The organism is Thermococcus sp. (assembly GCF_026988555.1).
Lineage (GTDB): Archaea > Methanobacteriota_B > Thermococci > Thermococcales > Thermococcaceae > Thermococcus.
In genome coordinates, this window is record NZ_JALSLB010000062.1 from 29,644 (window position 1) to 42,397 (window position 12,754).

The 12,754-nt window shown below is 52.2% G+C and carries 17 protein-coding genes; 7 read left to right on the forward strand and 10 right to left on the reverse strand.

What is annotated here, in order from left to right:
• Nucleotides 1-17: 17 nt before the first annotated feature.
• The 4 genes from MVK60_RS10115 to MVK60_RS10130 form a co-directional block, all read right to left on the reverse strand.
• Complete coding sequence (locus tag MVK60_RS10115) at nt 18-629, reverse strand: hypothetical protein (RefSeq protein WP_297439023.1); 612 nt, start codon at nt 627-629, stop codon at nt 18-20.
• A 65-nt stretch (nt 630-694) separates the two neighbouring features.
• Nucleotides 695-2,101: a sodium-dependent transporter gene (locus MVK60_RS10120; RefSeq protein ID WP_297439025.1), complete on the reverse strand. Its 1,407-nt coding sequence runs from the start codon at nt 2,099-2,101 to the stop codon at nt 695-697.
• A gap of 111 nt (nt 2,102-2,212) precedes the next feature.
• The gene (locus tag MVK60_RS10125; RefSeq protein WP_297439027.1) at nt 2,213-2,881 is read right to left on the reverse strand and encodes a 16S rRNA methyltransferase; all 669 of its coding nucleotides are present in this window, start codon (nt 2,879-2,881) and stop codon (nt 2,213-2,215) included.
• A complete protein-coding gene (locus tag MVK60_RS10130) occupies nt 2,859-3,947 on the reverse strand; it encodes a saccharopine dehydrogenase family protein (protein ID WP_297439129.1) in 1,089 nt (362 codons plus the stop codon). The genes MVK60_RS10125 and MVK60_RS10130 overlap by 23 nt, the downstream gene beginning before the upstream one ends.
• A 59-nt stretch (nt 3,948-4,006) precedes the next feature.
• Between MVK60_RS10130 and MVK60_RS10135 the strand changes: the two genes are divergently transcribed.
• Entirely contained in the window at nt 4,007-4,585 is a 579-nt protein-coding gene (locus tag MVK60_RS10135; RefSeq protein WP_297439029.1) for a metallophosphoesterase, read from the forward strand.
• Nucleotides 4,585-5,577, forward strand: coding sequence for a hypothetical protein (locus tag MVK60_RS10140; RefSeq protein ID WP_297439030.1), 993 nt, complete (start codon nt 4,585-4,587; stop codon nt 5,575-5,577). Before MVK60_RS10135 ends, MVK60_RS10140 begins: the two co-directional genes overlap by 1 nt.
• Here MVK60_RS10140 and MVK60_RS10145 read toward each other — a convergent pair.
• Nucleotides 5,574-6,503 (reverse strand): RsmB/NOP family class I SAM-dependent RNA methyltransferase, encoded by a 930-nt coding sequence (locus MVK60_RS10145; RefSeq protein WP_297439032.1) that lies wholly within the window; start codon nt 6,501-6,503, stop codon nt 5,574-5,576. The two genes, MVK60_RS10140 and MVK60_RS10145, sit on opposite strands and share 4 nt — an antisense overlap.
• 123 nt (nt 6,504-6,626) lie before the next feature.
• Here MVK60_RS10145 and MVK60_RS10150 point away from each other — a divergent pair, with 123 nt between their 5' ends.
• Nucleotides 6,627-6,953 (forward strand): PH domain-containing protein, encoded by a 327-nt coding sequence (locus tag MVK60_RS10150; RefSeq protein WP_297439034.1) that lies wholly within the window; start codon nt 6,627-6,629, stop codon nt 6,951-6,953.
• A 4-nt stretch (nt 6,954-6,957) separates the two neighbouring features.
• On the opposite strand, the gene MVK60_RS10155 is transcribed toward MVK60_RS10150, so the two are convergent.
• From MVK60_RS10155 to argF, 3 genes are all read right to left on the reverse strand, one after another.
• Nucleotides 6,958-7,083: a hypothetical protein gene (locus MVK60_RS10155; protein WP_297439036.1), complete on the reverse strand. Its 126-nt coding sequence runs from the start codon at nt 7,081-7,083 to the stop codon at nt 6,958-6,960.
• Nucleotides 7,084-7,274: 191 nt separating this feature from the next.
• Nucleotides 7,275-7,844, reverse strand: a complete 570-nt coding sequence (locus MVK60_RS10160) for a hypothetical protein (protein WP_297439038.1) — start codon at nt 7,842-7,844, stop codon at nt 7,275-7,277.
• A 101-nt stretch (nt 7,845-7,945) separates the two neighbouring features.
• Nucleotides 7,946-8,893: an ornithine carbamoyltransferase gene (gene argF / locus MVK60_RS10165; protein WP_297439131.1), complete on the reverse strand. Its 948-nt coding sequence runs from the start codon at nt 8,891-8,893 to the stop codon at nt 7,946-7,948.
• A gap of 231 nt (nt 8,894-9,124) precedes the next feature.
• On the opposite strand from argF, the gene MVK60_RS10170 reads away from it, so the two are divergent.
• The 4 genes from MVK60_RS10170 to MVK60_RS10185 all read left to right on the forward strand — a co-directional run bounded on the left by MVK60_RS10170 (nt 9,125) and on the right by MVK60_RS10185 (nt 11,256).
• Nucleotides 9,125-9,637, forward strand: coding sequence for a DUF996 domain-containing protein (locus MVK60_RS10170; RefSeq protein ID WP_297439040.1), 513 nt, complete (start codon nt 9,125-9,127; stop codon nt 9,635-9,637).
• A gap of 125 nt (nt 9,638-9,762) precedes the next feature.
• The gene (gene thyX, locus MVK60_RS10175; protein WP_297439133.1) at nt 9,763-10,512 is read left to right on the forward strand and encodes an FAD-dependent thymidylate synthase; all 750 of its coding nucleotides are present in this window, start codon (nt 9,763-9,765) and stop codon (nt 10,510-10,512) included.
• Between the two features lie 170 nt (nt 10,513-10,682).
• The gene (locus tag MVK60_RS10180) at nt 10,683-10,886 is read left to right on the forward strand and encodes a hypothetical protein (RefSeq protein WP_297439042.1); all 204 of its coding nucleotides are present in this window, start codon (nt 10,683-10,685) and stop codon (nt 10,884-10,886) included.
• Nucleotides 10,858-11,256, forward strand: coding sequence for a hypothetical protein (locus tag MVK60_RS10185; protein ID WP_297439044.1), 399 nt, complete (start codon nt 10,858-10,860; stop codon nt 11,254-11,256). The genes MVK60_RS10180 and MVK60_RS10185 overlap by 29 nt, the downstream gene beginning before the upstream one ends.
• A 3-nt stretch (nt 11,257-11,259) precedes the next feature.
• On the opposite strand, the gene MVK60_RS10190 is transcribed toward MVK60_RS10185, so the two are convergent.
• Entirely contained in the window at nt 11,260-11,760 is a 501-nt protein-coding gene (locus MVK60_RS10190) for an HIT domain-containing protein (protein ID WP_297439135.1), read from the reverse strand.
• A 41-nt stretch (nt 11,761-11,801) separates the two neighbouring features.
• The gene (locus MVK60_RS10195; protein ID WP_297439046.1) at nt 11,802-12,734 is read right to left on the reverse strand and encodes a calcium/sodium antiporter; all 933 of its coding nucleotides are present in this window, start codon (nt 12,732-12,734) and stop codon (nt 11,802-11,804) included.
• Nucleotides 12,735-12,754 lie beyond the last annotated feature (20 nt).

Sequence of the window (12,754 nt, forward strand, 5' to 3'; positions counted from 1 at the left end):
AGTACTGAGGGCTTCCGTCACATATGCCACAGAAACAGCGAGAACTCCATGTCGTAGTGTTCTGTCAGCACGGTGCCGGGGTACTCGGGGAACACGATGTAGAACTTCTCCTTTGAAACTACCGTGTGCATATCCGATCCGATTTTGTAATCGTAGACCTCCGTCACTGGGAGTATGAGAAAGGTCCGTATGATAACAAGGGAATTTACCTTCGTTTTCTCCCCTATGATTGAGTTTGGCTTTACCCCGCTATCAACCAGTCGGTACTCCCGCATCATCCCGTACTCAGGTATCCCGAACCTCTTTAAATCTGCGGTGTTGATCCGATAGTGGCCGATCCACGTTTGAGACGTTATACACGAACCGCTCAAGCATAACGGGGTTCTACCGTCAGCGTGTACGTAGAGGTACTCGTCGGTGAGCAGGAACAGCATTGAAGACGTTGTTACCAGTGCTATGAGGAAGTAAACCCCGAGGCTTTTTAGATGCCGCGCACCCGCCATGATGTCGTCCGAATACCTCATCCACCATACGATGAATGCGGCGGGGATCGAGATGTAGTACAGCAGGAGGGGGAATACGTAGGCCAAGATGTTGGGATAATGAGTTATGTATACCATCCACACCACCGGTATAGAGCTTCTGTGAATCATTTAAAACCTTAACGGGGTAAAAGAAAAGGATTTTAATGAATTCATCCTCTTCTGCCCTTCAGTAGGACTCCGTTCATCAGGGTTGGAACGAAAAGCACAAGGCCCAGCAGTATCCCTATCCTTATGCTCAGGGTGCCCTTAGCAAACAGATAGTAGATTGTGATCGCGCTGAACAGGGCCAGCAACAGAACCAGGATGGCCACGAGCCTCCTGTTCTCCGAGACCTCCGAATGCAGTAGGGGATACGCCTCAAACGCCGCCATCAACGCCCCTACACTGAAAGGCACCGCCAGGAACATCAACTGGACCTCCTTTATCATCATGGCCCCCACGACGAACATGGCGATGATGGAAACGGCCGTTAGGCTCTTTCCCCTGTTGATCTGCATGACCTCCGAGAACATCTGACTCCCCATCTCTATAAGTACTATTATCGTGGTCAGGCCCGCCAGGTAAACCGAGAGCATCAGAAGCCATATAACCCTACCTGCATTCTTAACGTGCCCTTTAAGAACCCTGGGGATGGTGTAGAACACGTTTATGGCCTTTATCGGCGTCTGGGTGCTGTTTGTGCTGTAGGCCTGCAGATTGGAGAACTTCAGGTAGAGGTTGATGGTCTGCTCCGGGGATATGTGGGGATTGTGAACCGCATCCTCGTACGCTTGGTAGGCGGTACCCAGTGAGTATGCAACGGTAAAGGCCGCTGTAAAGCTTAGGATGATCTGAAGGAGAAGCACACCGCCGAGAACCTTTTTCAGGTCCAGATCCTCTGGGCTGAAGCTACCTATGACATAATAGACACCGGCTCCAAGGCCAAAGGCCATCAGCATTGAGATTACCAGGTAAACAACCCCCTTGAGGGTTAAAGGTTGGTTGAAGGATGTTATCGCCGAGGTCGCCTGGTTCATGTAAGTCTTTGCCTGGGAGGCTGTAACAGCGGAGAGGGCGCTATTCCTTATCATCAGAGCCGCAACCAGTGCAAAGATGACGAACAGAATGGATACCACGGAGATGAACTCCAGAGTTCTTCCCTTTGCCAGCATCAGGAGAAATGCAGCCAGTAGTATTGTGACCACTGCTATCACGGGAACGTAGGCCTCTCCAAGCCCAAAGAGGTACCTGATGCTGCATGACGTGTAGTAGGTGGTTATGCCCAGCATTATCAGCAGAAACATCATAAGGGAAAATATAACTGCTGGCATTCTAGCAACTTTAAAGAAGAGCTCGTATATTAGGTACCTCGTTTTCTTCGTGCTTTCTGCCTCCTCGTAGGCCAGGAACATCGCAATTAGCAGGGGCATCAGTGATATCAGAAACCCCTTCATGCCGAACACTATGTAGTACCTCGGAAGGATCAGAAAGTTCCAGATGCCCAGTATGTATCCCGTTATCAAGAACGCCATTAAAATGCTTATTTTCCTCATGGCGGTTCCCCCCGTTATTATCATCCCGGATAATGGGACAAAATATAAAAACGTTTTGTCGCTTCCTGGATACATCCACGGTCATTTTGGTGGCAACTAAAGAAAAAACGGGCTGAATAGCGGTAGTTGCCCCCCTCACTCCAGGTATGTCCTCCATACCTCAAAGCCACTTAGCACCTCGCTGATAACGGTCCATGCCATGAGGGGTCCCCTGTAGAGACTTACCTTCTCTCCTCGGACATGGTTAATGAAATCTCCATGTGGAAATCCGCCGACGATCACCGCCGGATTCCCAAGCGACGCCAGCCTCCTCCCGAAGTCAAGGGGTTTTGTGAGGGTTCCTCTCTCATGCATAACGAAGATCCCATCGGGGTTTATACCCTCAATGAGTTCCGTTAAACTCATCTTTTCCATGCGGAGGAGTCCCAGATCCCTCGGAACGATGCGATCCCTGAAGAGGCTCTCCATCAGCCCAACGAAGCGGTTGTAGTTCCGTGGAATCCTCGTTTCCGGCTTGATGTATATCACCTCGTCGTTCCTCGTGTGGACGTAGACCCTCAGCAGGCCTTCCTTGTTGGCAATGCTTTCGAGAGCGTTCAGCAGGCAGATATGCACTATATCCGGCCTTCCCCGTCTCTCCCCGTCCGGGAGCTTTTTGATGGCCGCGTGGTGGTAGGTGCTGTCCAGTAGCACCTCCACCGGCTTTTTGCCCTTTCTCTTTGCGTACTTCACGACCGCCGGATGGTTTCTTATGGACTCTGGAACGGGTTCAAGCTCCGTCTCAGCTATCACTAGATGAAGCATTCTCCCACCTCTCCAGCTTTATGCTCCTATCCCCAAGCTCCTCAGTTATGCGAGTGAAGGTGTCTATGCGCATTCCGAGTATCTCAGGCGGGATAACTCCGAAGATGCAGTTTTGCTCCGCAACGAGCCTCGCCACGATGGCCGCTGTGAACCCCGTGAGGCGGGCCATCGAGGTGAAGCCCTCTTTTTCCTCGTCGTACAGGAAATAGCCTATCTCCTTCTCCTCATTATCAAGGGTCCCCCTTCCGATCACCTGCATTATTGAGAAGTCGGGGCTCGCGTAGGTCATGAGCGGGGCTATGACCTCGAGCGTCTTATCAACGTTCTCCGGCCTGAAGAAGCCGAGCTCCCTTAGAACCCTCATCTTCTCAAGATGTCCTGGCCAGCGGAGCGTCCACTCTTCGAGCCTCTCCGCCCTCACACTCTCCAGCAGGCTCCTCAGCCCGTCGCTCACGAAGGCCTCAAACTCGAAATCTCCAACGGTTACCTCCTCAATCCTCTCGAAGGGGTCAACCGCCCTAACCTCGCCGCCCCTTATCACGCGCGCCGCCCTCGTGTACTCCGCAATTAAATCCTTAGGTGACCATGTAATTCTGTAATAGAGTGGTGGCCTGGGCTCCTTTGGTAGACCACCGACGTAGATGTAGCCCTCCCTCAGCTCGTCCATCTCCTGCCATATGCGCCCCATCAGGATGTGGCTCAGCCCGGGGGCAAAGCCAGCGTCGAATATAACCGTCACCCCTGCCTTTTCAGCTTCATCGCGAAGCTCCAGCGGGTTCTCCGGCATGAACGAGATGTCAACCATGTCAACGCCCGCTTTTATCGTGGCCCTGATCGATTGGTATCCGAAGCGGCCTGGAAGCGCCTCAATAACCAGCTCAAAGCCTTTCATAACCTCAACGAGGGAATCGAAGCTGGACGCATCAACTTTCAGGGGCGTGGCGAATTTAGAGACGGCTTTCAGCTTCTCATCGCTGACGTCTCCCACGTGAACGTCAAACTCATCCCTCAAATCCCAGGCTATCGCCCTTCCAACGTTTCCAGCACCGAGAACAAGGACCTTCATCCACAACACCATCCTGGTTTTCGGGAAGATATATATAACTCCTTTCCCAATAGTATTCAATGCCCTTCAAACTCCCACTGTTCCGTAGACGGGTGATGGAAACCCTTGCGTCGTCCGATGAAGTCAAGGTGATGCACGTAAGCGACACCCCCGAGAGTACCTACCGGTTTATTGGGAGTTTGATAGAGAAAGCCAAACCCGACTACATTATACACACGGGGGACCTAGCCGACAACATCAAACTGGAGAGGAGGCCCGATTTGAAGCCTGCCTACATCGGGGCCGTTAGAAAGCTTGCCCGCATCCTCAAGGCCAGCGGAGCAAAGCTGTACATTGTTCCGGGCAACGAGGACGACCCGGACATCATCAGAGAGTTCTTTGGGGAGGACGTTGTTGAACCCGGGACACTCATAGAGATTGAGGGCATAAAACTCGCACTAGGACACAGACCGGAGGAGGTCCTGGGGAGGGGCGCCGACTTCCGCCTTTACGGGCACAACTTTAGGCTCATAAACGGAGGTCTGAACGGCGTTCTGGGCGTTAACTTCATTCTGCTTCCCAGTGGGAAAACCTACCGTGTTGGATACCCCACGGGGACCGACACGAACAGAGGTTATAAACTTAGGAGGAGTTTATGATGCGGCTTGTACGCTTTGGGCCTTCCCTGCTCTTCCTGCGGGGGGATGTAGAAGTTTTAAAGACTGGGATAAGGGAGCTCTTCGACGTTGAGGAGATATCGACTGATGACGCCATAAGGAAGAGCAATGAATTTGAGACGATCCTTCTGGTGACGCCACCGGAGGAGAGAAAGACCGTGCCCCCGGATACTGGTTTCCTGATCCGGCAGAGTGCCAAGCTGGTGCTAGCTGAGGCGATAAACGGCGGCCTTCCAGCGGACAGAATTGAGGTGGAGAGCACGATAATTCTCCTCCACGTGCCGGAAAAAGTGAATGAGGCCCTTGAGCTCCTAGCGGAGAAGTTCGGGGGAAAGACAATGAGCCAGCTTGAGGCCCTCAACATCGGCGAGGCTGGCGATACCGTTATATCCGTAACGAGGAAGAAGCTCAGCTCTCCCGTGGGTCCAGAGGATATCGATGGGGCCATCCTGGTCAGGAAAAACTTCCTCAACGTTTACAGGGAGTTGCTCATAGACATACCGATGATACTGTTTCGCCTCCTTCCAGAGTGGAACGAGCTTACGATCAAGATTTACGACACTGAGAGACGCTACGAGGAGAACATAGAAAGGCTCATGACGGTTATAGAAGACCTGGACCTGGGTTTCATCGTCGGTGAGGGTTGGGACTGGGACTATCCGAGACCCTTCATGCGCGTTCCTGTCTACAAACTCAAGCTCCTGACCTGGGAGAAGCCGGAGCGCGTCAAGTTTCTGCTCAAAGGCATCGAGTACCACGGCTACAAGCGCCTCTGCGACATAGACGTTTTCGTTAAGGGCAAGAAGATACACTGGGCGTCCCTGGGGAAGTACGACTCGAAGTTCGAGCTGGCCAAGGCCGCGCGGAAAGAGCTGGAGAAGCACCTCAGCGAGGACGTCCTCAAGAGACTCAGGGAGCTGGATGAGAAGCTCGCCACCGAGTCACGGGATCACGCCCCGGAAAAGATGGGTTAAAGTCTTTTGATCTTCGCAACGAAGAAGCCGCTCGCCCCGTGCCTGTCGGGATAGAGCCGCCTTGCCTTCTTTATCTCATCGCTGAGTTCAACGCCGAAGGGATTCGTTAAAGCCGGCTCGCCGTAGCGGAGCGAGAGAAGCTCGACATCAAAGCTGTCCAGAACCCATTGGATTACGAACTCGTTCTCCTCGGGCTCGAGGGAGCAGGTGGAGTAGACGAGGCTTCCTCCCGGCTTCAGAACACTCAGTCCCTTTTCGATGAGCCTCATCTGCAGCCCCTGGCAGAATTCCACGTCCTCCATCGTCCTGTTGGCCTTTCGCTCGGGGTTCTTGTGTATCGTCCCTGAGCCGGTGCACGGAGCATCGAGGAGGATTTTGTCGAACTCGACGCCGAGCTCGTCTATGTGAAGTGAGGACTTGTGGAAAAGGATAGTATTAGTGACGCCGAGGCGGGAAAGGTTCAGACGGGTTTCCCTCAGCCTATCTTCGCCAACGTCGAAGGCGTAGATGCTGCCCTCATTCTCCATCAGCTGGGCCATGTAGCTCGTCTTCCCGCCGGGGGCGGCGGCCATGTCGGCAACGACTTCCCCTGGCTTCGGTTCGAGTGCAACCGGCGGGTACATCGAGCTGGCCTCCTGTATGTAGAGGAGGCCGCCCAGGTATTCGGGCGTGGATGTTATCGAGAATGGCTCCCTTGTGAGGCAGAAACCTTCCCTCGCCCAGGGGACGCGCCTGAACTGGAAGCCCTTCTTGTTGAGGAGCTTTGTAAGCTTTGGAACCCCTATACTGAGCGTGTTTACGCGGAAGCACCTCGGCAGAGACTTCTCCATTGCCTCAGCTATCTTTAGGGCCCTCCCGCCCCAGAGCTCGTAGTAGCGCTCCGCAAAGGTCTTCGAGTAGCCGAGGCTGAAGAGCTTTTCGAGCATGTGGTAGATTGGATGAGGGGTTTAAAAGGTTCTCCCCGAGTTATTTCTCGTTTTTAACAAGGATCAAGCAGGAGGTGCCTAAATAGATTGCATATAGTCTACCGAAAGTCTTTTAAGCAGGAGGTGCCGAAAGTGGCTCTTTCAGACCATCTATTGCCGGGGGAAGATATAAGGTTCCAGAGCAAAGGTCTTGTGGAGTACGGCGGGAGTAGATACCAAGTCATTGTAACCAACAAGAGGATAATACTCTACGCCCAGAGGGGTTTAGTGTTCAAAAGTGATGATGTGGTAACGTTTAAACTCGAAGATGTTCAGGGAATCAAATACAGGGAGCAGGGAATAATCGGGAAAAAGGGAATCGTTGAAATACATGCCAAGACTAAGGCCGTCCTTACAGGGCCTGTTTCTGAAATGAAAAGTCTTTACCAGCAGCTCTTGGGGTTCTTATGAAGCTCTATTTTTTATATTGACCTCCGTCCTTCCCCAGACTGTAGAGATACAGCGAGACAGGGAGGGCATCCGACCCAAGCTCGTCCTTCGAGACGTAAAGGGTCGGGAACGGGCAGCGTTTTCTTTTCACCTTTCCATATTTCACCTCGATCCCGAATAACTTTCCCCCTCCCGTACAACGAGGTCGCACTCCTTGTTCCTATTGTAATAACATCCGGCGAAGGAGTGCTTCTCCCGGAGTATTGGCTCCTCGACGTGCCAGTCTTCTCCTTTCGATGGGCGTGCCTCTTCTACTCACGTTCCGGGCCTCGAAGGGGTAAATCACCCTTGCGCTCTCAAGGGTTGAGGGATACTCCCTGACCGTGGGGTGGGAAACCCCAATTCTCCAGCCAGGGTTACGTAATCAACGCGGTTGCCCTTGAGCCTGAAAATAGCCTTTAAGAGTTCCCTCGCAATCTCTTTACTCTTTCCGGATTTGGCAATCTCGCCGAGGACTAGCCTTATTATCTCCTCGTAACGCTCTTCCCCGACAGTTTCCCTGGACCTGAAGTCCAGAACAGCCTCTGGAACACCACCCGTGAGAATGTACGCGTAGAACAGCCCCTCAAGTTTCTCGTACCTGGGGAAAATTTCATCGACGTTTGGTTTATCGTAAGGAAAAGACACATCGGGCAGTTTAAGTTCATAAACCGTGCGAATTCCCTGAAATTGAGGGGGTTGAAGTAGTACTCGTTCCCCTCGATGCCCCTCCCGGGTAAAAGCTTCATTTGTCCTAATTTCCTTTCTGGGGATTATACCTTTCACACAGGAGAGATTTGGGTCTTCCTTCTCCCAGCCCTCCCCGTTCCACCAAGGGTTGTGCCTGATGAGTTTGATTATCTCAATCGCCATGTGTGAAGTGTACTTTCATAGATTGCACCGTTTATGAAATTCCGCTTTCGCAACGGGCCACTAGAACGTCAAGCGCGGGGAGAATAAAGGGGAAAAGGCCTTCAGACCTTTATCCCGCCCATGACGAGGGCCATCACTGCCTTCTGGGCGTGGAGCCTGTTCTCCGCTTCATCAAAGACAACGCTGTTTGAGGAGTCAACGACGTCGTCCGTAACTTCTTCTCCCCTGTGGGCCGGGAGGCAGTGCATGAAGATGTAGTCCGGCTTGGCGTGCTTGACGAGGTCCTTATTCACCTGGAACGGCTGGAATATCCTCCTCCTCTCCTCAGCCTCGGCCTCCTGACCCATGCTCGCCCAGACGTCTGTGTAGATAACGTCCGCATCTTTGACCGCCTGAACCGGGTCGTGGAGGAGCTCGAATGAGCCGCCGCTCTCGGCCGCGTTCTGCTCCGCCCATTTGATGACTCTTTCGTCAGGTTCATAGCCTTCTGGGGTTGCAACGACGACGTTGGCACCGAGCTTGGTTCCAGCGATCATGAGGGAGTGGGCGACGTTGTTGCCGTCGCCAACGTAGACGACCTTCAAGCCGGCAATCCTGCCCTTCTTCTCTAGTATGGTCTGGTAGTCCGCTAAGGCTTGGCACGGGTGGGAAAAGTCACTGAGGGCGTTTATCACTGGAACGCTACTGTACTTGGCGAGGTCTTCAATGTCCTTGTGGGCATAGACCCTTGCAACGATTCCGTCCACATACCTGCTGAGAACACGGGCGGTGTCCGCTATTGTCTCACCGCGCCTGAGTTGGAGATCTTGGGCGTTGAGGTAGAGGCCGTAACCGCCGAGCTGGTATATTCCGACCTCAAAAGAGACCCTCGTTCTAGTTGAGGGCTTCTGGAATATCATGCCGAGTGTTTTACCCTCAAGAACCCTGTGTGCTTCTCCAATCTTGTTCCAGATCTTCATCATCTCGGCGGTTTTGAGAACAGTCTCGATCTCTTCCCTTGTAAAGTCCTGAAGGCAGAGGACATCCCTTCCTGCAAGGCTAACCACCATGTGCATCACCGATTAAAGCTGGCATTCGCTTTTAATAATCCTTTCGTCGGTTAATGGTTCGGTCGATTGAAATCTTTTGAGGATGCGGGCCCAGAAGCTTTCTAAATGTAATGTCCATCTATGCTTCTAAGTGGTTTGTGATGTACTTTCGATGGAGCTGAAACTGAACATTCCAAATACTCCTCGAAACTTTTTTAAGAGTCTACGTCCATAAGACTTTGAGGTGGTTCCATGACGGAGTTGAAGGATGCCAAGATCTGGGGAGGTATCGGAGCGATATTAACGGTTGTCGGCCTCGGTTTTGTGGGATTCGTACTGAAGTTGATAGGAGTTAAGAAGATCTCCGATGCCACCGGTAACGGGGAGATATTCAGTAAGTACCTGTGGTCCGCGGTCTTGGCCATAGTAGCATCTATTCTAATGCTTGCAGGCATGATCTCGGGTATGCTCTCCGGACATATGATGGGAATTGGTGCAATGATGATCGTCGGTGCGATCCTGATGATCGTGGCGGCTTACTTTATGAAGCAGAGCTACGACATGGTCGCCGAGGAGACCGGGGTGAGTATGTTTGGTACCGTCGCACTCCTCTACATTATAGGAGCGGTGCTCACCATAGTGGTGATCGGAGTCATACTAATTCTGATCGCAGCGATCCTGGAAATAGTTGCGTTTTTCTCTCTCCCGGATTCTGTCCCAGGAAAGGCAGAGCCCACACCGGCTGGGGAGGAGATTACGTTCTGATCCCCTTTTTCTGATTTTTCTGATGAGGACAGACACTGTTATGTTCTATCTGTGGCACTTCGTGTTTGGCGTTGGCTTCTCAAAAAACTAATAAGGTGGAAGTGCCGCTATCCTTGGTGACGATGATGGATAGTGGAATCAAGGTGACTCTTGTCAACTATACAAAAAAACCCCTTGAAACTGTCACATGGGCGGCATTGATAAGCTACTGGGAAGACTGGGAGAGCGGGGCCTTCAAGAGGATGGCTGAGAAGGACGTCGAGATGCACCTGCCGAGGATCCTTGGATATGGGCATGAGTCCATTCTGGAGCACGCGGTTCTGACCTTTGCAATTGAGGGATGCTCTCGCGTTTGTTCGCACCAGCTTGTTCGTCATAGACTTGCAAGTTACACCCAGCAGTCACAAAGATATATAAAATTAAACCCTAAAGACATCGAGGAAACATTTATAATTCCAGAGAGTGTTAAAGAAAACCCCGAGCTCTACGAAAAGTGGAAAAAGCTGATGCGCGAAGCCATTGAGCTTTACGATGAGAGCCACAAAGCGGGAATCCACCAGGAAGACGCGCGTTTTGTACTTCCCCAGGCGGTGAGGACGAAGATCGTTGTGACGATGAACTTTCGTGAGCTCAAGCACTTCCTCGGCCTCCGTGCATGCGAGCGGGCGCAGTGGGAGATAAGGGAAGTCGCATGGAAGATGCTGGAGGAGATTGCAAAGAACGAGGAGCTGAGGCCGATCATAAAATGGGCAAAACTCGGGCCACGCTGCATCCAGATTGGTTACTGCCCCGAAGGGAAATTAATGCCCTCAGGGTGTTGGAAAAGGACAAAAGAAAAGTGGAAAACCCTGCTGAGTTCTAAACCAACGGTTTAAGAAAGGCTTTTCTTGAGAGTCAATTTATTAAAAACCGGTGAGAACCAGTGAAAACCAAAAGCTGTGAAGTCCCAATCTCACATCCTTGGGAGAGCCTTCGGATGGTCCTTGGAGAGCCGGAGAAAACACTTCCATTTTTCCCGTATTTTGAGAGCGTGCACGGTGATGTGGTGCGCTTCAAGGTTCCCAAGTTCATCTTCAACTTCGGCTATGAGTTCAGACTCACCGTTGGGTTTCAGGATAAAAAGGCCATCTACACTTTCACAGGTAACAGGGGCATCCTGACGATCACGTTTGAGATGGTGGGCGAGGGACTCCGCGTCACCGCCAGCTGGGCCGGTTTCGGTGAGACTTTCATGGGCAGGCCCCCTTGAGAGGTTTGCCAAGGGAATAGCTGAGGCAATAAAGGATTTCTGTGAAGCGCAGGTTAGTTGTCCCGTTGCGGAGATATTGGAGGAGAGGGGCGTGGTTGAAAACATCTCTCCAAAAACCGCACCTGCCCTGATAAAGCGCATAGCCTGGGAGCTTAACGGAGTGGACTTTACAATGGAGGGGCGAGCTGCGGATGGTACTCTCCTATCTGTGAGAATTCAGGATGAGAAGCTGGTGGAACTGAAGGTGAGCGATTCAAAAGGGAAAGCTTCCACAATAGAGGCCGACGTTTCCATTCTGGAGCTCGATGAGGCCCTCTTTCACGACCTGCCTCTGAACAAGAAGTTTGAGATAGTGGTGAGAAGACTCTGAGACCTAAACTTTTTCTTTCTTAACTATCCGGTCTATAGCCCCTTTCAGCTCGTAGTAGGCTTCATGCAGTGATTCTGGAATGACTTTGGTGTTCGCTATCACGGGCATGAAGTTGGTATCCCCGTTCCACCTTGGAACGATGTGGAGGTGGACGTGATCGTCTATTCCGGCCCCCGCGACACGGCTGAGGTTCACACCCATATTGAAACCGTCCGGGTTCATAACATCCTTGAGAGCCTCTATAACGAGCTGCGAGAGTTTCATAATCTCGAGCAGTTCATCGTCGTTTAGGTCTTCCCATTTCCCCACGTGCCGATACGGTGCTATCATCACGTGGCCGGGGTTGTAGGGGTAGTTATTCATGATTATGAAGCTGTGTTCTCCCCTGTAAAGAATGAGCCTTTCATCGTCTCGATGCTCCTTGGGGAAGTCACAGAATATACAGCCGTTGTGTTTGGGTGAGCGTATATATTCAATTCTCCACGGTGCCCATAGCCGTTTCATCTTCACCACCGATGGGAGGTGGGGACCGAGTTTAAAAACTTTTAGAGCTTCATCCCTGAGAACATAAGCACCAGGTAGAGGAAGTAAACCGCGAGGAAGTAAATCCCTATTGGCCTTCCCAATCCGTGAGTCCGCCTTAGGGAGGCCGTCATTGGGAGCATCACGGCGAGCACTAGGGCCACTGTCAAAGCCGATGCACCCGTTTGAAGGGGCCGTATGACCGAGGCTATCCCCAGAACCACGAGGGCGTTCATTATATCTGCCCCGATTATGTTGCCCACACTTATACTACCCCTGCCCCTCACCGCCCCGTACATTGCGTTCGTCATCTCAGGTAGGGATGTCCCGATGGCCACTATGGTCGCTCCTATTACGAAATCCGAGATTCCCATAGCCTCCGCTATGTTCTCACCACCGTAAACAACCATCTTTGCCCCTGTAACAAGGATCAGGCCAAGGAACAGCAGTATCGCATAATCTAGGAGGGTTGCGTCTCCCCGTACGCTCCCGCCGTTTTCGTCTCTGGCATGCTTCTTAATGAGCCACTTCAGATAAATCACGTAGCTGCCCAGGAGTATAATCCCGTCAAACCTGGAAAGAACACCATCCGCAGATAGGAGCATTACCAGGAAGAACGACATCAGCATTATCAGTGAGTTCTCGTACGCGGCTCTGGTCGCTTTGAGGGGCCGTGCCAGGGCGGCAAGGCCTAATATCAGGGCGATGTTGGCGAATATGCTTCCTAGTGCATTCCCCAGGGCCATGCCGGTCAGCCCCTGATAGCTGGCCACGGCACTCGTTATGAGTTCGGGAAGTGTGGTTGCGAGGCTTATGAGAACTATGCTTATGACGAGGGTGGAAATACCGGCCTTCCGGGCTACCTCCACTATCTTGTCCGAGAGCATGTCCCCTGAGACCACCAGGAGCACGAGTCCTATGACTATCGCCATGACCCACAGCACCGCTTCTATCATTCACGTCCCCACGGCAACAT